Origin of the sequence: Bacillus sp. R86525, from assembly GCF_042466195.1 — a bacterium.
GTDB lineage: Bacteria > Bacillota > Bacilli > Bacillales > Bacillaceae_G > Bacillus_A > Bacillus_A nitratireducens.
The window spans coordinates 16,844-33,725 of the sequence record NZ_JAXHPX010000010.1 but is presented as its reverse complement, the minus strand read 5'-3'; the positions used below and the strand labels follow the sequence as shown (position 1 = coordinate 33,725).

Genomic DNA, 16,882 nt, shown 5'->3' with positions numbered 1-16,882 from the left:
GAAGGCATGAGTGATAGCTCTAAATTTATTCAATGAAGAATTATTGAAACATATTTCTCCATTTATATTTAAAAAAAGAAAATAAAAAAGAGAACAGCTGCGTAGACTGCTCTCTTAAGGAGCGGAAGTGCTGAACATTTTCAATGACAATGATTCAAGCATTCCGTTAATAGTATGTGCATATATTTGCAGTTCATGCAAGAAGGTAGCTAAAATATAGCTACCTTGCCTCAGGGAAAATTCAAGAAAATCAGAGATTCATTATGGATACAGATTGGCTGTTACCAATCTATTCGTATTATCGGAAAGGATTCCAAAAATTATTCATAAGTTAAAATCTTACTTCATTATAGGGTCAGTGGCTGGCAAAGTAAAAAGAGCACTTTTGTAAAGTGCTCTTTTTAAGATGTGCATTAGGACTTGAAAGAGGCACCATTGACAATTTAAAAGGAGATATCTCTATACAACATATGGAGGTGCAATGGAAAGGTGACGATAAAAAGAAAAAGAGCAGTTAGAATAAACTAACTGCTCAGCTCTAGGAGAATTGAAGACTTGGTTATTTATAGTTTTGACGGAACTTCGGGGTATTATTCAATAGTAGATGTAAAGAAAACATTATTAGAAAAGATCAAAAGGTATACGTACATTTTGAAGTGTATCAAAAATATTATTTATACCTATTGAAACGGGGATTTTAGTAGCTTTGTTATACTCCCAAAAAGCGTACCTTTTGAAGTGTTAGAATACTCCTGAAGAAATAAATAATACCAATTATAAAGGGCAGCTACTATTAATTCGTTTTTGGCATAGGTTTTGATCATTATAAATCCAATTTTTCTAGTTTTGGGACGTTTCATTTACAGAAGATAGATAATAACATAATTTTCTCAATAAGGAATTTACTGCTTTTAATATAATTTTTTGACAATTCATGGTATATCTGTATTAAGGGGACCTTTTCGGTTGATTAGGGAGAAAGATTATAAAAATGATATGGGAGGAACAAAAAATGTCATTGAAAAAGAAATTAGGTGTTGGAGTGGTTTCAGCCGCTCTGGGTTTATCTTTAATTGGTGGGGGAACATATGCATATTTTAGCGATCAAGTGGTGACAAATAATTCATTTGCTGCAGGTACATTGGATTTAGCTATGCAACCAACTACTTCACTTAACTTAGAAAATTTAAAACCTGGGGACAAAATATTAAAGAAATTCAATTTAACAAATAGTGGTACATTAGATATTAAAGATATTATGATGAAAATAGACTATACTGTAAACGATTTAAAACAAAATAACACTACAGAAGATTTCGGTAAACATATTAAAGTACAATTTCTTTTGGATTGGGATCCTGCGAAAAGCCCTGTATACGAGACAACTCTTGCAGAACTAAAATCACAAAGCCCAGAGATTGCCTCCAAAAAAGTATTTTATTCTAAGTGGACTGAAACAGGGGGATTAAAACCTGGGAAAATGGATTGGTTTTGGATAAAGTTTATATTTGAAGACAACGGAACAGATCAAAACGTGTTCCAAGGGGATAGTATTGCGCTAAAAATGGAGTTCCAAGCCAATCAAACAGATGGACAAGAAAGATAAATTTAAGAGCATAATACTGGTGAAAAGTAAAACTGAGCTTATGCCTTTTAATTATTTAAAATGAAAAGCAAAAAGAACTTGTAGGAAGCCCTACAAGTTCTTTTTCAGATAATGTACAAAAGGTGAATCAAACTACCTCATTACTCGTAACGGGGAAACCATCTTACATATGGCTTGATTTCATTATATATCAAAAATTAACATCTATAGATTTTTATTTTGAAAATTATGTGAATTAAGAAAATAGAATGGTGTATCATTTTCTTTTTCTAAAAAATCCGTTTAGTTATTTTGTATAAATAACTTTAAATTAATATCTACATCGTAATTAATTAGTGAAAATACAAGTATAAGTAAATAGAGAAGAATGTAGCGTTCTTATAGAAAGATAAATAACTATATTTAAAAATAATATAGTTATTTGGAATGTACATATAGTTATACGTAACTATTAATCGTAAGAATAACCCTCTTCTTAAATATTATAAATATTATTCTCCATCATTTTTTTATTGGGTCAATTATGAATTAATGTATAATTTATATATAATAAAGCATAAAGCACCTACTATTATAGGTACTTTATTGTATCTGACTATTGTGTACCTGGTTGCAATTACGATTGCCCTTAAAAGCAATATGCCAGCTATTGCTTCTCCTGGTGTTGTCCAATTAAACATACCTATCAAACCCTGCTCTAACAATACAGAAAATATTTTGAATTTATTTTATATTAATGTTTCATTTTTATTCATTATTGTACAGAATGGGGTAGCACCATATGTCCATCAAGATAATTTGTGAAATCCCCGTAACGATTCCAGCATATTTTTTCGTTTTTTATGTGAAATATTCTAATTTTGCATTAGGAAAGAACTGTTTCATATAGGAATACAGATGATTTTTTATATCCTCTTCTTCTTCTTTTTGATAAATGTATTTTCCGATTCCATATTTCCCCCATTTATATCTTCTTTTCTCTTCATCTAATTCTAATTTTGTCATCGGGTAGTTTTTTTCAATCACTCTTTTAGCTGGCTTTGTAAAACGATGTTGAATAAATTCGAATGTAATATCATCCCGTGCGTCAAGAGGTAATTCAGCATTCAGGCGTTCAAACATATGATAGTAGCCATCCTGCCAGCCTTCATGAAGATATATAGGCGCTACAATGAAACCAAGTGGATATCCTGCTCTAGCTACTTTTCCTGCTGCCTCAATTCGTTTCGCTAAGGGAGAAGTTCCTGGTTCAAAGTTTTTAATCACATAATCAGCGTTCACACTAAAACGAAATCTTGTTTTTCCATTATGTTTAGCATCAAGTAAATGATCTACATGGTGGAATTTCGTAACAAACCTCAATTTCCCATATTCAGATTCTCCAAAGTGCTCGATGGCCCGTTTAAGGGTATGCGTTAAATAATCGATTCCTACAATATCCGAAGTACACGACGCTTCAAATCTTGTTACTTCAGGTTCACGCTCCTTCATATATTTGTCAGCAGCATCTAAAATTTCTTCAACATTTACATACGTTCGTATATAAGGCTTACTACCCATCGTTGTTTGTAAATAACAATAATGACAATGTCCCATACAGCCCGTTGCAAAAGGAATTGCATACTCCGCTGAAGGCTTGGAAGTATCAAATTTCAGAGTTTTTCTAACACCAACAACAAGCGTAGATTTGGCTACTCGATACTTTTGAAAATCGTTATCGCCTGGCAAATCTCTTACTTGATTATGGGAAGTAGTATGTCGAATTTCAACATCCATATTTGAAAACTTCTCAAAAAGCTCTTTCCCCAAAGGATAATCTAATGCTTTAGGTTCAAAATATACAAGCTTAGGCATAAATGGTTTATTCATTCCAATATCCCCTCTGAAATATCACCATAATAGTAAATGTACGCTTGATTTGCCTCATCTTCTGTAGCATATACAGCCATCTCATTTGTTAGTGGATAATATGTTTCGTAAAGAAATAGTGCTAATTCATTAGGTCTTTCAGGATTATTTACAACTGCTGCAGCTTGTATATTAGCTACATCCTGCGTGTGAGGATTTCGATAAAAAATATAGACAATGTCACCAGCATTATACGTGTTACTTTCAGAAGAAAATTCCATTCCATCACCATCTCATTTCATATAATTCAATGCGCAAAGCTTTACTTTATAGTTTTCCTGTAGTGTAACTATTTAATTTCATTGATAAGATTACGTCATACAAATATACTTTGAAATATGAATAATAATTGCATTACCAAAAAGGCAAGCATATATCAATGCTTGCCTTTCGTTCTAACGACGATGTTCAACAAGATCAATTACACCTAAAACGACGTGAGCTAAACCAAAACCAAATACTGTATTTGCAATCATTTTATTAGTTCCACGAGTTTGTTTAAGAGCATAACCTGCTGCTGTCACTGCTGTACCTAGAGCTGTTGGAATTAATCCTTCACGAATGTCCACAGTGATGCCTCCTTGTATCGTAGTTAGTAAATTTGCTTCAATGCTTTGAAGTAAGGCATTGAAACAAGTATTAGTATTTTTCTTTTTAGTAAAATTATGTGGAGTTTTCATGAATAAGTATTTCGGATTCATTACAGCAATAGAGATTGAAGAAAAATATCATTCAATTTTCTTTGCAACCTGTCTTCTTTTACCGATTATGAGTAATCACAACTGTTTAGGCCCATACTAATCTGTGTTTAATACATGATAGATATGGAGTTGAATGTAAAGTGGAACATAAAGGTAGAAATTCAACAGAAGATGCACTACTTCAGTACAAATATGGTTTGGGAGTATTTGCTGAGAAGATGCCGAAGCTTACTGAACAATTTAATTCATTTACGGAAGAGTGCTTTAAAGAGGGTGCACTATCAAAAAAGCAAAAACAATTGATTGCATTAGGTATTAGTCTTTATTCTCAGGATGAGTATTGTATTATATATCATACAAAGGGATGTATCGATCAAGGAGCTTCTGAACAAGAAATTCTAGATTGCACTGGTGTAACGGCAGCATTTGGCTGTGGTCCTACTATGAGTCAAGCAGTCACACTTGTTCAAAAATGTATAGAAGAATTAAAGAGCATGAATTAATTAGAATAGGATCGCTTGCATGAAAGTTTAGATTTTTTATTTTTGAATTCGTAATACAAAAAAGAGCATCCCTATAACGAGGATGCTGCAACAGGAAAGAACAAATATATAATTATAAAAAGAATTACTCATATTATAATTTAAAAATAGGACGAATACATTGAGAAAATTCAGAACGAATTGAATATTTCTATACATTAATTTATAATTGATTAAGAGTTGGAGTAGTAATCTGTCATCTGTTCCTTTTTCTAAAGAAGATTGATCTCAATCTTCTTTTTTTGTGTTTGTTCCTCTTCTCTTGAAAAAAGGAACAAGAATTACTTAAGAATTGTGGAAATAGCTTGTTTGTAGACTAGTTGTTGCTTACCATGAACTATCATAAGAATGGTAAATTTATCTATTGAAAGGATTTGCCCACGTATGGGAACGCCACTCTTTAAAAATATAGTGATATCCCCTTTTTTCTCTTTTAATTGTTCATACGTATCTTCTTGTAAGTTATACATGAAAATCGCCCCCTAATTTATATATATTTCCCTTTTAATTCTTCCTGCTATATAACTATCGTATCATATTTAAAAAAATACCGCTCTAGCTACATATTTCGCAATGAATTTATCGAAAATACAGAAAAAACATTACCGTTTTTTAAACGTGGATTTAATTTTTTATAAACGATAATGATGTTATTGTAGTAACAAATAAAAGGAAAATATGAACTGTAGCAAATATCATCAAAGATTAAAATGGATAGCGTTAATCGGTTTATTTGACTATTTATTCCTAGAAAGAGTACGGTCTAAAGGTATTCTTTTTTCATTTTAATTAGCTTGTCACCACTTAAAGGAATATGCATATATTATGTATGTGAGGCTTTTTCCCTCATATGACCCTCCCTAAAAAGAGTACTTGTGCACGGTGCTCTTTTTTAGCACCTAAAAAATTTTTCAACATCTGACATATAGAATTTATAAATTGTATTTTGTATTATATAAGTAACTTCAACGCAAACTTTACTATTAATTTTATTCCTGAAAGGGCCTACCCTTACAACAGGCCCTTTTTAAAGAAGGATTCTACTTACTAAAATAGAATTTTATAAAATATTTCATATATTCAAAAACAAACATGCAATAAGGTACCCTTTACCAGTAAGATTAACTTCGTTTTAGGAGAGCTTAAAAGCAAGTAATTCTTTTTATGCACTTTATTAGCTAGCATACATAGGCTATATTGCTGTCACATTTTCACTTTTTAATATGAGGCTTGGTCAAGAATGCTTTCCCGGGCGTTCTCTTTCTGTTAAATATAGATTTTAGTTAAAAACATATTTACTCCAAGTACTCATATACTCTTATAGGTGTTGTTATTAGTGTATGGAGTGCTCTGGTCAAGCACTCCTATTTTTACGCTTACTAAACGGGGGCACCATATCATTTCAGGAGAATTTTATATTTAGACATATTCTTGATACAAAATAACCGATTCCCTGTACTATTTAGGAATCGGTTATTTATTTTATATTAGATGATATTACCTATTGGGCTAATTTTTCAATTGTAGGCATAACAGCAATTGGTGGTAATGAAGCCGTCCAACCAACTGCATATACGTTTAATTTTTCACCTAATGTGTAATTTCCCCCATCTGAAATAGGAACTCGTAAAATCTTATTCTGAGAAACTAGATCCCACCAATCATTTTGGTAAGCGAGCGCTTCATCTTTTGTAGATGTAGCAGCAACCACTAAGTAATTTTTATCTACTGAAATGACATATCCAGTAAAAGGTTCTTGTTCTTGGTTCTGAATAGAATGAACAGGAGTATTGTTGGCAGAAGTCTTATTAGAATCTGCTAAGGCTGGTGTTAATCCGAAAATAAATCCACATCCTAATGTTAAAGCTGTTACGGTTGTTACTAATTTTTGTTTTTTGTTAAACATAATATATATCCTCCTTATATTTTATCCCTACACTATCCACATTCCATTTGCATACATATAAAGCCTTTTAATATTAAGATATTTAACAAAGTTGTAACAATAATTCCATTAATGGTAATATTACCTATTAATGGAGGTTTTTTATGTTATAATTCACTAGGTGAACTATTATTGTCCCTTTCATCTCTTGATGAATGTATACCCTTCCTTAATTTTAATATGTTCAATTTTATTGGTGAAGAGGGGAGGGATCCCTCTTCTTTTTTCTTTATTAAAATAAGATTTTATTTTATGAACAGAAAAAGAACCCTATAGGGTTCTTTTTCTAGGCATATTAACAGTAAGGAGAGTAATGAAGTGCTAATTTCAAATCTTTATTAGGTGAAAGATTTGAAAAAGCTTATGTTATTATTTTTACACATATGTAATATATAGTAAATTGATAATATTTTGACTTACTATTACTAATATTCAATTAAGATAGTTAACACTATTTTTATGTGGTTAACTATCTTGTTTGGTGTGGAATACTTTAAAATCTTTCTTTGAAGAATTTATTGTTGGCTATAAATAATTTAAAAATAAAGCTAATAAATAAACCCAGTAGAAAATACAGAGTTAATGGATAACATAGCTTCTTATCAACTCAGTAGCATATATTTTTTAAGGGATTTACTAAGGTTTTTGAAAGATTTAAGAACAAGAAGCCAGTTTTTAATAATAGAATTCTAAAAGCGTTAGGGTAGAAATTTATTGTCTTTGTTAAAAAAGAATTGACTTCCACTATAGTTGTAACTAATATGGTTACATAAGGTTGTAATCAAATTAGTTACAACTAATATCTACTTAAGATAAAAATATGATTTATATATTTAATTAAGGAGGATGGTCCACACGTTGCCACCCGGTGTAGAAAGTTACTAATGCATTCAAATTAATGCATAATCCCAACTTTAGTATTTTCTGATACGGGGCAATAATGTGCAACGTAATCTTTTGTTAAAAACCTTGGTTAATCTTTCTTTGGAAATATTAGTTTTTGGGGAATATAGTAAGGTATCCCAAAAAGAACAAGGTATAAAAAGATGTACTTATATAAACCAAAAAGTTAGCTGAGCTAGATAATAAAAATAAAGGTAGGAGATTTAAATGGAGACAAAACAAGATAACCTAATTTACGTATGGGACGCATATTGCGGATGGTGCTATGGCTTTTCAGAAAGTATTAAAGGATTTTACAAAAACCACACTGAAGTGCCGTTAACAGTTTTATGTGGAGGATTATTTTTAGATGATTTACCAATAAAAAATTTCTCATATATAGAAGAGGGGAATAAAAGAATTAATCAACTTACAGGTGCAGAATTTGGTTCTTCATATCAAAAATTGGTGGAAGAAGGTACTTTTACAATGAATTCGAAAGATGCTGCAATTGGCTTTTCAGCTTTACGCTCATTAGCACCAGCCCGTTTGTTAGAATTCACTTCGGCTATGCAAAAAGCGTTTTATTATGAGGGCCAAAGTCTGAGTAATCCTGAAACATATCGTAAGATTGCAATCGAGCATGGTTTGGACCCTGAACAAGTATTAGAACGCTTAAACGCTCAAGAAACAATAATAGATGTCCAAAATGATTTCAATAAAGTTCGACAGCTTGGTGTTAATAGTTATCCTTCATTACTTTTACAAAAGGATAATCAAATTATCCCTATTGGTGGTGGGGTAATGACGCCAGATAAACTCGAAGCACGTTTTAAAAATTTATATTAATGAATTTTAAGTTACAGTATATAACATTTAACGTTTTAAAAAAGAAAAGAATTGAATGGACTTAAACCTTTTTATAACAGTCGGTTTCAATTTGTTTTTAAAAAGAGTCCAATTTTAATTTTACTAGCAGCTATAGTAGCAAACATGTTACCTTAAGCCAACCGACATTCATCTCTCGTCTATTTGCTGGTGTTATTACACTTTCAGGTGAATTGAAAAGAGAGTTTCTGTCGGAACAAGATAAAAATATGTTAACGAGTTAATAACTTTAACAAAAGGAGAATAATATTCTATGTTTAAAACAATTGATACAAATCAAAAAGATGTAAAATTGACGGTGTTTAGTTCAGACGAAAAAAGTTTCATGGTCACTGCAACCTTAGTTGAGAAAGCGGGACATGCATTTTTAATAAACTCAAAATTTACTCAATCTGATTCGAAAGAAATTGTTGAGTATCTGAAAAAAAACGACTTATCTTTAGATAAAATCTTTATTATTCATGGGGATCCTGATTACTACTTTGGATTAGAAAGTATTAAGGCTGCTTACCCAGAAGCTATAGCGTATGCTACAGAGTCTACTGTTGAACATATTGTTCATTCTGTCTTAGGTAAATTAAAAGTTTGGAAAGGCGCCCTAGGAGAAAACGCACCAAGCAACGTAGTATTACCTCAAGTGTTTAAAGAAAAAACGATTGATTTTCAGGGGTTAACATTTGAACTAGTAGGCTTAGATCATTACAGAAATAGCTTATTTAATAAAGAGCTAAAATTATTAATTGGTGGTATTGATGTATTTAATGAAATACATGCATTCTTAGCGGATACTAGCTCAAAAGCGGCTATGGAGGCATGGATTGAGAACTTGAAAGTATTACAAGCATTAAATGCTGACATAATTGTACCTAGCCATGGATCAATTGAAAAATCTTTAAATAATCAGGCACTTACTGCAACTATGGATTACCTAAAAACTGCGGTTCAAGCTTCTGAGGAAAGTAAAACTTCAAAAGATTTTGTAGCGAAACTTGATGCAGCATATCCAGGCTATGCAAATAAAGGTGTATTAGAATTAAGTGCAAAAGTTGTAACAAAAGAAATGCCTTGGGGTTAATGCCATGAATAAATATCAAAAACTATTACATGAAACGTATGTGTTAACTGGCGAAGGGAAATTGGATGCTTTCAAAACGTATTTAAGTGAAAATGTATCTTGGACAGAAGCTGCTGGGTTTCCATATGCAGGTACTTATATAGGTCCAGATGAAGTAGTGAAAAATGTACATGAACTTCTTGGCACGGAATGGGATAACTATAGCGCTAAAGATGAAATTTATGCATTTAATAACAATACTGTTATCGTGTATGGAAAATATAGTGGAACATATAAAACTACAGGGAAATCATTTGTAGCAGATTTCTGTCATCTGTATGAGTTTGATGAAAACGATAAAGTTAAGAAGTTTATTCAAATTGTGGACAGTGCAACTGTTAATGAGGTATTAAGTTAGAGTTAATCATTTCTAACATGCCTTGTATAGGGGGAATTGTTAGGATAAACGAAATTTCCTAACATTACCCCTTACATTACATTTTTGGGAAGGTTTCTACTTCTCAAGCGTGTTATGGAAGATAATCTATATAATTAGAAGAGGTAGGTATAAATGAAATTAGAGAAAAATTTAGTAGTAATAATTATTTCTGTGTTTATTTTAGGAATTGTGTCGACTTTGATATTTCAAGCTTCACAGGTAAAAACAAAGGTAACGCAATAAAGAGCGAGAATGTTGCCTCAGTATCAAAAGATGATGTGACAGAAAAAGAAAAGAATAAAAAAATGGTAGTAGATTTCTATAATGAGGTTTTTAATAAACATAATATCGATATTATTCCTAAATATGTAAGTGAAGATTATAAGCAACATAATCCTTTTGTTGCTGATGGACGAAAAGCCTTCATGGATTTCTTTAAGGAGGGTTTTGTTAAAAATCCTAATTCCTCTGCAGAGATTAAACGTGTAGTAGCTGAAGGGGATACAGTTGCTCTTCATGTACATTCTCGTACGAATCCCCAAGATAAGGGAGTTGCTATAGTCGATATATTTCGTATAAAGGATGGAAAGATTGTCGAACACTGGGATGTAATTCAAGAGATTCCAAATGAGGCAGCTAATAATAATACGATGTTTTAGGTAGAATAAATATTTAATTGTTAGAGATGTATAGAATCTAGATATTATAAAATGAAGGGGATGTCCTAGGTATACTACTAAGACACCTCTTTTTGTTTTAACAAGATTTAATTTAATATTATTTGTAGAATGCTGACTTCATATGTCTTCTGATAACTTACCCTTGAAACTGCACCATGTTAATATTAGATTACCGTATTAATTTATAAGAAAGGTATTTTAAATTGGGCAAGAAAAAGTATCCAAGTATAAATCTTGAAGAAGTATCAAGTGTGATTGAACGTTTAAGAGGCGAAAGCGGACTGTATATTCCGCACACAAGTTCACCAATGGGAACGCGATCAGTATATGTCTCTATAATAAGAGGTTCAAACCCTTGACACAAAACGTTTTGAGGTTTTTTTATGTTGTGGGTAAAAACACTTTTATTTGAAAGAAGAGTAATTCACCTACAAAACACCCACAAAAAATCAAAATTCCCTGAAACTAGCCAAGATAAATTTCTCCTATAAAAAAGAAGGGGAGAAAGCCCCCTTACTTTAAAACTTATTAAAAAATAACTTTATTCATTGATGAGATATTATTGAATTGGTGCACAACTCCAAATGTATTTTCCAACTACTTTTATTTCTGGACAATTTTCTATATCTGTACAATCAAACATTAATGGATGTATACTAGGATCAAAAGAATCTGGTTCTAGGATAATTCTATTATTGGTTTTGTATATTCTTTTTAAAGTGGCGTCATATCCGTTGATGAGTACAGCGGCTATGTCGCCATTATTTATATTTGTTGTCCTCTCAAGTACAGCTATATGTCCATCATGTACAATTCTATTCATGCTGTCTCCGTTTATACGAAGTGCTAATAGTTTTTCAAATCCATATTTATCTAAAATGATATCAGGTACCTGTATATCACCAATAACATTTTCTAAAGCTTCAATTGGTTTACCAGCCGCGATTGTACCATAAATGGGAATATTCCGTTTGGTAATTGCGTGATCTTCAGGACCATAGGATTCATTTTCATCAATAAAGTAGGTTGCAGAGACATTTAATATCTTAGCGATTTGAGATATTTTTGACATTTTAGGGCTTCTTTCACCATTTCTCCACCGTAAAACAGTAGTTCTACTAACAGATAATAATTCAGCTAATTGTTCGTCTGTCATATTATTTTTCTTCATCAATTGAGATAATTTTAAACCGAATGATTTCATGACTTTTTGTCACCTCCGTCTTGATTGATTATATAATTGGTGTGACAAAAATGCAACTTTCTTCGTTATTTGGTAAAAAAATTCTTGACTGTTTTGTCACGTAGTACTATATTTGAATTTGAAAAGAGGTGACAAAAATGCACAAGATGATATTTTTAGAAAGAAAATTAAAGAGAAAAACTATTGAAGAAGTTGCTGATTTTCTTAATGTTTCTCCACGTACATATTGGGCAAAAGAACATAATAAAAGTGAATTCACTCTGAAAGAGGCACATATGTTATCGTGCTATTTAGAGAAATCTATAGAAGAGTTGTTCCCTGATCTTTTTTTAAATAATTTGTGACAAAAATGCACGTATTTATATCTGGATTATAGGATGTTTTTGGGGCTATTTTAAACAAAATATCTAATAATTCTACTATTAAAGGTACTTTATATATAGGTTTTAAATTAGAAAAGAAGGAAAGAGATTCAAAAAATGAAACGCTAAAGTGTATTTGGTATATAAAAATTGAGGTGAAATATAGAATGCTAAATATTCAAGTAGATGAAAGAGCGATCAGAAGATTATATTTAGAAAAATTAGAAGAAAAGCTTAAAGAAGTGGATGGAGAATTTGTATTTTGGGATACAAGTGAATAAAAAAAAGAACGTGCATGTTATGGAATACTATTCAAAAAGAACTCTTTTTTTGATCAGCGTTTTCAAAAATTTAAAGCGGGCGGGGAATGGTATTTTCTGGCTAAAGAAATGAAGGCATTTTTATTAAATTGGCTAACAGAGAATGAGGTGTAAGAAAAGAAAGACTATCGTCTTAAAAATAAATCTTATAGGAAAGTCTATTGTAGGGAGGAGGATTAAACATGGTTTTTAAAGTGACAAAAAAACCAGGATATGTCAGCAAGAGTACTAATGAAAATGAAGAATTTAGTAATACTAGTTTTTTTGAATCGGAAAAACTTTCGAATAAACAGTTAAAAATGATTTATGCCAAAATGCATATAATAGCATTGAAATATGATGGAGTAATATCAAAAGAAGAAATCAAAAATAAATTAAAAGAAAAACTTAAAATTCAATCACTGAGTGATCTTACAAGGAAGCAAGCAAATCAAGCTATAAAAGTATTAATAGGTTGGGAAATTTAAAGGTTTAGGAGAATAAAACCTTAAATGTATCATAAATTTAATATATTGATTTTAAGAAAAAAGTCTGGAGGAAGATAAAATGAGTAGTTTGCTAATACAGGATGAGCCACTATTAGTATTACCTCGATTAGCAAGTAAGATTGGGTTGAACGAGGCAATTTTTCTTCAACAAATACATTATTGGCTCAAGCGCTCGAAACATTATTATGATGATCGTTATTGGGTCTATAATAGCATTACAAATTGGCATAAACAATTCCCGTTTTGGAATGAAAGAACGTTGAAACGTATTGTTAAAAATCTAGAAGAGTTTAATTTATTGATAAGTGGTAACTATAACAAATTAAAGTTTGATAAAACAAAATGGTATTCAATAAATTATAACAGACTAGTTGAATTAGAAATAGATAACGATTGTGACAAATTGTCTCAACGAAAAGAACATATTGTCATGATGGAAAATGATAATATGTCTCAACCAATACCAGAGACTACACAAAAGATTAACTCAGAGAATACCACTCAAAAAGATATAGTAGAGATAATTAATTATCTCAACAGTGTATGTAATACAAGTTATCGTATTTCAACTAAAAAGACGCAAATGTTAATTAAATCTAGACTACAAGAGGGATTTAATATAAATGAATTTAAAGAAGTTATTGAGACGAAGGCGAAAGAATGGCTTTATACAGAACAGGCAAAATATTTAAGACCAGAAACCTTATTTGGAACTAAATTTGAGGGATATTTGCAACAGAGAAAGATGGTGAAATCAAATGGCTTTAACAAAGGTAACAGATATAGTACAAAGTCTTTCGAAGAGAATGAACTTCCTTTCTGATACATGTCTGATATGTAAGCAGGAGAGGAAGCGAATGGTAAGATTGATGGAGATTCAGGGTGAAACGATTTGTCCAGTATGTCGTTTAGAAGAAGAAAATAGAAGGTTAGAAAAAGAAATGAATGTTTTTCGTTATGAAAAAGAGGAAAGAAAACGTAAAAGTATATTTTACGATCATAGTCTTATTAAAGATGAAACTATTAAATTAGCTAGATTTTTGACATTTATATCAGAGTGTGAAGAGGATGAAAACAATTTAATTTTAGCTAAAAAGGCTCTTACAGACTATTTAAATGATATTCGATTTAATTTGATTCTCGTGGGTAAAGTTGGAGCTGGAAAAAGTCATATTGCATACTCTATAGCGCATGAAATGAATGAACAAAGTTCGGATAAAGTTATGTATGTTACAAGTTCAGAACTCTTTGATTACATACGTTCGACATTTAATACACAATCATGTGAAACAGAGCATAGCATAACAAATATGCTAATTTCTATGGATTTATTAGTCATTGATGATCTAGGAGCAGAGCTAGGGGATATGGATATTAATGATTTAAAAGCAACAGCATTTGTAAATCGTGTGTTATTTAAACTATTTGATGGACGACAAGGGAAAAAAACAATTATCACAACGAATTTAACAGGTGAGGCAATTATAAAAGCGTACGATGAAAGAGTTACATCTCGTATGTTTAATACATATCGACACATAGAATTTAAAAAAACAAGAGATAAGCGTAAGAGAAAATTACCTTTTTAGGAAAAGAATATATATTGTGTAGGAAATATAGATGCAGATGAAAACATATTGTTCAAGAAATTTGTACTGTATGAATTGGTTCTTTTAATTAGCGAGTAAGTGAAGTGATTCGGAAGTTAAGAAAGAATATGAGGAATGGAAAGAGCATTTGATCAGAAATTCCACGTATGTACATTGAAAGCAGTTTTTAAGTTTATTTAATATGTTTTAAATAATTAAATGGAGGCATCTTGAAAATGAGAACATATAAAGGATTTGAAGCAATTAAACGAATGAAAACAAATTGGATTACAACAGTACAAGAGACACCGATGTGTTGGAAAATAGAAGGTGAAAGAGTGATTGCTGATTATTTAGGTAAAAAAGAAAGCTATCAACAAATTAATTTCTTTTTTGAGAATGAATTTATAGATTGTAGAGAAACTATTCGAAAAGGAGAACTATTGTATATTGAAAATGAAAAAAGTGAAAAATTCATCGCTGAATATTGTAAAGAAAATGAAAAAGAAATAAAGCATGGTAGTTGGTTCTGGATTAATGGAGAGGAGTTCTCTAATAATTATGGTCATTTTGAAAAGAGTACGAAATTAAAAATTAGGAAAGCTGAAAAAAGTGAAAAATTATTATTTGAACGGGCAAAACTATTCGCTATCAAAGGGCGTAAAATAAATGAGTTTAGACTTGGTGATGTAGTTGAAAGAGATAATAAATTGTATAAAGTGGCTATTGTAAAAAGTGGAAGTGAATCTCAAATTGTAGTAGGGTGTGTTCCAATTAATGGGGGCGCAATTTGTTATTATAATTCAAAAGATATAGAGATTCAATTTTTCGTTGAAGATATGGTGGTGTAGCAAGATGAAGTTATTTTTAATTAATCAACTTATTGAAAATGGAATTTACAAATATAAGGATAAACAATTGTACGAATTAAATAGTGATGAGTTAATAAAATTAATCAAAAATCATAAGGATAAGAAAATAAACGTTAGCAATACAATGTATGGAATAATACATAAAGGATGTAAGCCTTAATAGCAAATCATTGTAATGATTCTGATATCTGAAATTCAAATTATGATTAAGGATAAATGATAAGAAAGGGGCTTAACATGCTAAATATAGAATTACCAGTATTAAATAAAGAAGCTACAAAAGAAAATGTACTGAAAGCTATAAAGAAATACAGATTATTTATGAAGTGTAATTATCTTAACGAAACGATACTCTCGAAAGAAAATATATTCAAAGAAAATGCGAAAGAAGAGCGGATCAATTATATTATTGCGATGAACAAAGGGTTAGAAAAGCTAGATATTGAAAGTGATAGAATAATTATTCAAAAATATTTGTTAAAGAATCGAGTTAATAGATATGAGGTTATGAAAGAGTTGAATTTATCCGAGGGAGATTATTATAGAAAAAGAAATACTGCTTTTTACAACTATGCATATGCATTAGGGATTGAGGTTGAGGAGTGTAAAGATTACTAATAATGAATAAGTTTTTAATATGGATTATAACCACCTGTGTAAACAAGCAGGTGGTTATTTTTATGTAAAAAAATGATGAAAAAGAGATAAAAACGAATCGTTATATACATATATCATATAAGTACAAAGTAGCAATGATAAATAGTATTAAGGAAGATTTTTTAAAATAATTTTAGTTTTTGGTGAGAAAAAATAAATGGAAATTAAATGTAGATTTAGATGGTCTCTATTTTTAACAATTTTGCTTTGTTATAAGGGTGGGAATAGTATATGCGAGATTTAATTATCCAATATAAGGAAACTTTATGTAAGTTAGAGCGTGCCAAAATAAGTGCAAAAGAAGAAGAGATTAAAATATTAACGAGTATGATTAGTGATGTCACATATGCTTTGGAGTGGATGAAGAATGCAAAGATGCCGGGTAATCGCCGGGGAATAGAACGTAGAGCTGCTTACCAACGAGAAAAATCATATGATTCCTTGTTAATGCAAAGATATTTTCGTAGTACTGATACAACATATGAATGGGATGATGAAAACAAGGAAAGTACCATTTCAGAAGGGGAAAGAATAAAATTAGAAGATGCGCTCTCTACTTTGACAAAATATGAAAGAGAAATATATATCATGTCAAGAGGAAGAGGCATTACACAAGAGAAAATTGCTAAATATTTGAATGTTTCAAGAAGTACAATTAAAACGATTCTATATAGATCTGAAATAAAAATTGCTAAACAAGTTAGAGAAAGTCTTTTCTGCGAAAGTAGTTAAGGCTTTTTTTTAT

The 16,882-nt window shown here is 30.7% G+C and carries 20 protein-coding genes and 1 pseudogene; 15 read left to right on the top strand and 6 right to left on the bottom strand.

The window, feature by feature from the left end; all coding sequences use genetic code 11:
* The first annotated feature begins 1,012 nt into the window (after positions 1–1,012).
* The gene (locus SJY24_RS30370; protein ID WP_377867367.1) at positions 1,013–1,606 is read left to right on the top strand and encodes a TasA family protein; all 594 of its coding nucleotides are present in this window, start codon (positions 1,013–1,015) and stop codon (positions 1,604–1,606) included.
* Between the two features lie 840 nt (positions 1,607–2,446).
* Here the strand turns inward: SJY24_RS30370 and splB are convergent.
* The 3 genes from splB to SJY24_RS30355 all read right to left on the bottom strand — a co-directional run bounded on the left by splB (position 2,447) and on the right by SJY24_RS30355 (position 4,083).
* Entirely contained in the window at positions 2,447–3,475 is a 1,029-nt protein-coding gene (splB, locus tag SJY24_RS30365) for a spore photoproduct lyase (RefSeq protein WP_377867366.1), read from the bottom strand.
* The gene (locus SJY24_RS30360) at positions 3,472–3,735 is read right to left on the bottom strand and encodes a transcriptional regulator SplA domain-containing protein (RefSeq protein WP_377867365.1); all 264 of its coding nucleotides are present in this window, start codon (positions 3,733–3,735) and stop codon (positions 3,472–3,474) included. The genes splB and SJY24_RS30360 overlap by 4 nt, the downstream gene beginning before the upstream one ends.
* Positions 3,736–3,909: 174 nt before the next feature.
* A complete protein-coding gene (locus tag SJY24_RS30355; protein ID WP_000354585.1) occupies positions 3,910–4,083 on the bottom strand; it encodes a hypothetical protein in 174 nt (57 codons plus the stop codon).
* A gap of 109 nt (positions 4,084–4,192) precedes the next feature.
* On the opposite strand from SJY24_RS30355, the gene SJY24_RS30350 reads away from it, so the two are divergent.
* The gene (locus SJY24_RS30350) at positions 4,193–4,315 is read left to right on the top strand and encodes a hypothetical protein (protein ID WP_377867364.1); all 123 of its coding nucleotides are present in this window, start codon (positions 4,193–4,195) and stop codon (positions 4,313–4,315) included.
* Between the two features lie 40 nt (positions 4,316–4,355).
* A complete protein-coding gene (locus tag SJY24_RS30345; protein WP_377867363.1) occupies positions 4,356–4,718 on the top strand; it encodes a carboxymuconolactone decarboxylase family protein in 363 nt (120 codons plus the stop codon).
* Positions 4,719–5,038: 320 nt separating this feature from the next.
* On the opposite strand, the gene hfq is transcribed toward SJY24_RS30345, so the two are convergent.
* Entirely contained in the window at positions 5,039–5,227 is a 189-nt protein-coding gene (gene hfq, locus SJY24_RS30340) for an RNA chaperone Hfq (protein WP_377867362.1), read from the bottom strand.
* A gap of 1,031 nt (positions 5,228–6,258) precedes the next feature.
* Positions 6,259–6,663, bottom strand: coding sequence for a DUF3221 domain-containing protein (locus tag SJY24_RS30335; protein ID WP_377867361.1), 405 nt, complete (start codon positions 6,661–6,663; stop codon positions 6,259–6,261).
* 1,149 nt (positions 6,664–7,812) lie between these two features.
* Between SJY24_RS30335 and SJY24_RS30330 the strand changes: the two genes are divergently transcribed.
* The 4 genes and pseudogenes from SJY24_RS30330 (at position 7,813) to SJY24_RS30315 (ending at position 10,624) form a co-directional block, all read left to right on the top strand.
* Positions 7,813–8,433: a DsbA family protein gene (locus SJY24_RS30330; RefSeq protein ID WP_377867360.1), complete on the top strand. Its 621-nt coding sequence runs from the start codon at positions 7,813–7,815 to the stop codon at positions 8,431–8,433.
* 292 nt (positions 8,434–8,725) lie between these two features.
* Positions 8,726–9,547 carry an MBL fold metallo-hydrolase gene (locus SJY24_RS30325; protein ID WP_377867359.1) on the top strand — a complete coding sequence of 274 codons (822 nt, stop codon included), beginning with the start codon at positions 8,726–8,728 and terminating at the stop codon, positions 9,545–9,547.
* A gap of 4 nt (positions 9,548–9,551) precedes the next feature.
* The gene (locus SJY24_RS30320; RefSeq protein WP_377867358.1) at positions 9,552–9,944 is read left to right on the top strand and encodes a nuclear transport factor 2 family protein; all 393 of its coding nucleotides are present in this window, start codon (positions 9,552–9,554) and stop codon (positions 9,942–9,944) included.
* 153 nt (positions 9,945–10,097) lie between these two features.
* Positions 10,098–10,624: pseudogene (locus SJY24_RS30315) on the top strand (nuclear transport factor 2 family protein).
* A 580-nt stretch (positions 10,625–11,204) separates the two neighbouring features.
* On the opposite strand, the gene SJY24_RS30310 reads toward SJY24_RS30315, so the two are convergent.
* Positions 11,205–11,849, bottom strand: coding sequence for a LexA family protein (locus tag SJY24_RS30310; protein ID WP_377867357.1), 645 nt, complete (start codon positions 11,847–11,849; stop codon positions 11,205–11,207).
* A 137-nt stretch (positions 11,850–11,986) separates the two neighbouring features.
* Here SJY24_RS30310 and SJY24_RS30305 point away from each other — a divergent pair, with 137 nt between their 5' ends.
* From SJY24_RS30305 to SJY24_RS30270, 8 genes are all read left to right on the top strand, one after another.
* A complete protein-coding gene (locus SJY24_RS30305) occupies positions 11,987–12,193 on the top strand; it encodes a helix-turn-helix transcriptional regulator (RefSeq protein ID WP_000549412.1) in 207 nt (68 codons plus the stop codon).
* Positions 12,194–12,713: 520 nt separating this feature from the next.
* The gene (locus SJY24_RS30300) at positions 12,714–12,998 is read left to right on the top strand and encodes a hypothetical protein (protein WP_377867356.1); all 285 of its coding nucleotides are present in this window, start codon (positions 12,714–12,716) and stop codon (positions 12,996–12,998) included.
* 79 nt (positions 12,999–13,077) lie between these two features.
* On the top strand, positions 13,078–13,842 hold the full coding sequence (locus SJY24_RS30295) for a conserved phage C-terminal domain-containing protein (protein WP_000096620.1): 765 nt from the start codon (positions 13,078–13,080) through the stop codon (positions 13,840–13,842).
* Positions 13,778–14,608 carry an ATP-binding protein gene (locus SJY24_RS30290; protein ID WP_483861735.1) on the top strand — a complete coding sequence of 277 codons (831 nt, stop codon included), beginning with the start codon at positions 13,778–13,780 and terminating at the stop codon, positions 14,606–14,608. The genes SJY24_RS30295 and SJY24_RS30290 overlap by 65 nt, the downstream gene beginning before the upstream one ends.
* A 236-nt stretch (positions 14,609–14,844) precedes the next feature.
* On the top strand, positions 14,845–15,459 hold the full coding sequence (locus tag SJY24_RS30285) for a hypothetical protein (RefSeq protein WP_377867355.1): 615 nt from the start codon (positions 14,845–14,847) through the stop codon (positions 15,457–15,459).
* A 4-nt stretch (positions 15,460–15,463) separates the two neighbouring features.
* The gene (locus tag SJY24_RS30280) at positions 15,464–15,640 is read left to right on the top strand and encodes a Fur-regulated basic protein FbpA (protein WP_377867354.1); all 177 of its coding nucleotides are present in this window, start codon (positions 15,464–15,466) and stop codon (positions 15,638–15,640) included.
* 77 nt (positions 15,641–15,717) lie between these two features.
* A complete protein-coding gene (locus SJY24_RS30275; RefSeq protein WP_377867353.1) occupies positions 15,718–16,098 on the top strand; it encodes an ArpU family phage packaging/lysis transcriptional regulator in 381 nt (126 codons plus the stop codon).
* A 270-nt stretch (positions 16,099–16,368) separates the two neighbouring features.
* Positions 16,369–16,869, top strand: a complete 501-nt coding sequence (locus tag SJY24_RS30270; RefSeq protein WP_377867352.1) for a sigma-70 family RNA polymerase sigma factor — start codon at positions 16,369–16,371, stop codon at positions 16,867–16,869.
* Positions 16,870–16,882: the final 13 nt, after the last annotated feature.

Bases quoted from the DNA above. Each gene is read 5' to 3' on its own strand.
- SJY24_RS30300 (WP_377867356.1), top strand. From the start codon at position 12,714: ATGGTTTTTAAAGTGACAAAAAAACCAGGATATGTCAGCAAGAGTACT.
- SJY24_RS30325 (WP_377867359.1), top strand. From the start codon at position 8,726: ATGTTTAAAACAATTGATACAAATCAAAAAGATGTAAAATTGACGGTG.
- SJY24_RS30360 (WP_377867365.1), bottom strand. From the start codon at position 3,735: ATGGAATTTTCTTCTGAAAGTAACACGTATAATGCTGGTGACATTGTC.
- hfq (WP_377867362.1), bottom strand. From the start codon at position 5,227: ATGTATAACTTACAAGAAGATACGTATGAACAATTAAAAGAGAAAAAA.
- SJY24_RS30295 (WP_000096620.1), top strand. From the start codon at position 13,078: ATGAGTAGTTTGCTAATACAGGATGAGCCACTATTAGTATTACCTCGA.
- SJY24_RS30350 (WP_377867364.1), top strand. From the start codon at position 4,193: ATGAATAAGTATTTCGGATTCATTACAGCAATAGAGATTGAAGAAAAA.
- SJY24_RS30320 (WP_377867358.1), top strand. From the start codon at position 9,552: ATGAATAAATATCAAAAACTATTACATGAAACGTATGTGTTAACTGGC.
- SJY24_RS30285 (WP_377867355.1), top strand. From the start codon at position 14,845: ATGAGAACATATAAAGGATTTGAAGCAATTAAACGAATGAAAACAAAT.
- SJY24_RS30310 (WP_377867357.1), bottom strand. From the start codon at position 11,849: ATGAAATCATTCGGTTTAAAATTATCTCAATTGATGAAGAAAAATAAT.
- SJY24_RS30335 (WP_377867361.1), bottom strand. From the start codon at position 6,663: ATGTTTAACAAAAAACAAAAATTAGTAACAACCGTAACAGCTTTAACA.
- SJY24_RS30305 (WP_000549412.1), top strand. From the start codon at position 11,987: ATGCACAAGATGATATTTTTAGAAAGAAAATTAAAGAGAAAAACTATT.
- splB (WP_377867366.1), bottom strand. From the start codon at position 3,475: ATGAATAAACCATTTATGCCTAAGCTTGTATATTTTGAACCTAAAGCA.
- SJY24_RS30290 (WP_483861735.1), top strand. From the start codon at position 13,778: ATGGCTTTAACAAAGGTAACAGATATAGTACAAAGTCTTTCGAAGAGA.
- SJY24_RS30370 (WP_377867367.1), top strand. From the start codon at position 1,013: ATGTCATTGAAAAAGAAATTAGGTGTTGGAGTGGTTTCAGCCGCTCTG.
- SJY24_RS30280 (WP_377867354.1), top strand. From the start codon at position 15,464: ATGAAGTTATTTTTAATTAATCAACTTATTGAAAATGGAATTTACAAA.
- SJY24_RS30270 (WP_377867352.1), top strand. From the start codon at position 16,369: ATGCGAGATTTAATTATCCAATATAAGGAAACTTTATGTAAGTTAGAG.
- SJY24_RS30330 (WP_377867360.1), top strand. From the start codon at position 7,813: ATGGAGACAAAACAAGATAACCTAATTTACGTATGGGACGCATATTGC.
- SJY24_RS30275 (WP_377867353.1), top strand. From the start codon at position 15,718: ATGCTAAATATAGAATTACCAGTATTAAATAAAGAAGCTACAAAAGAA.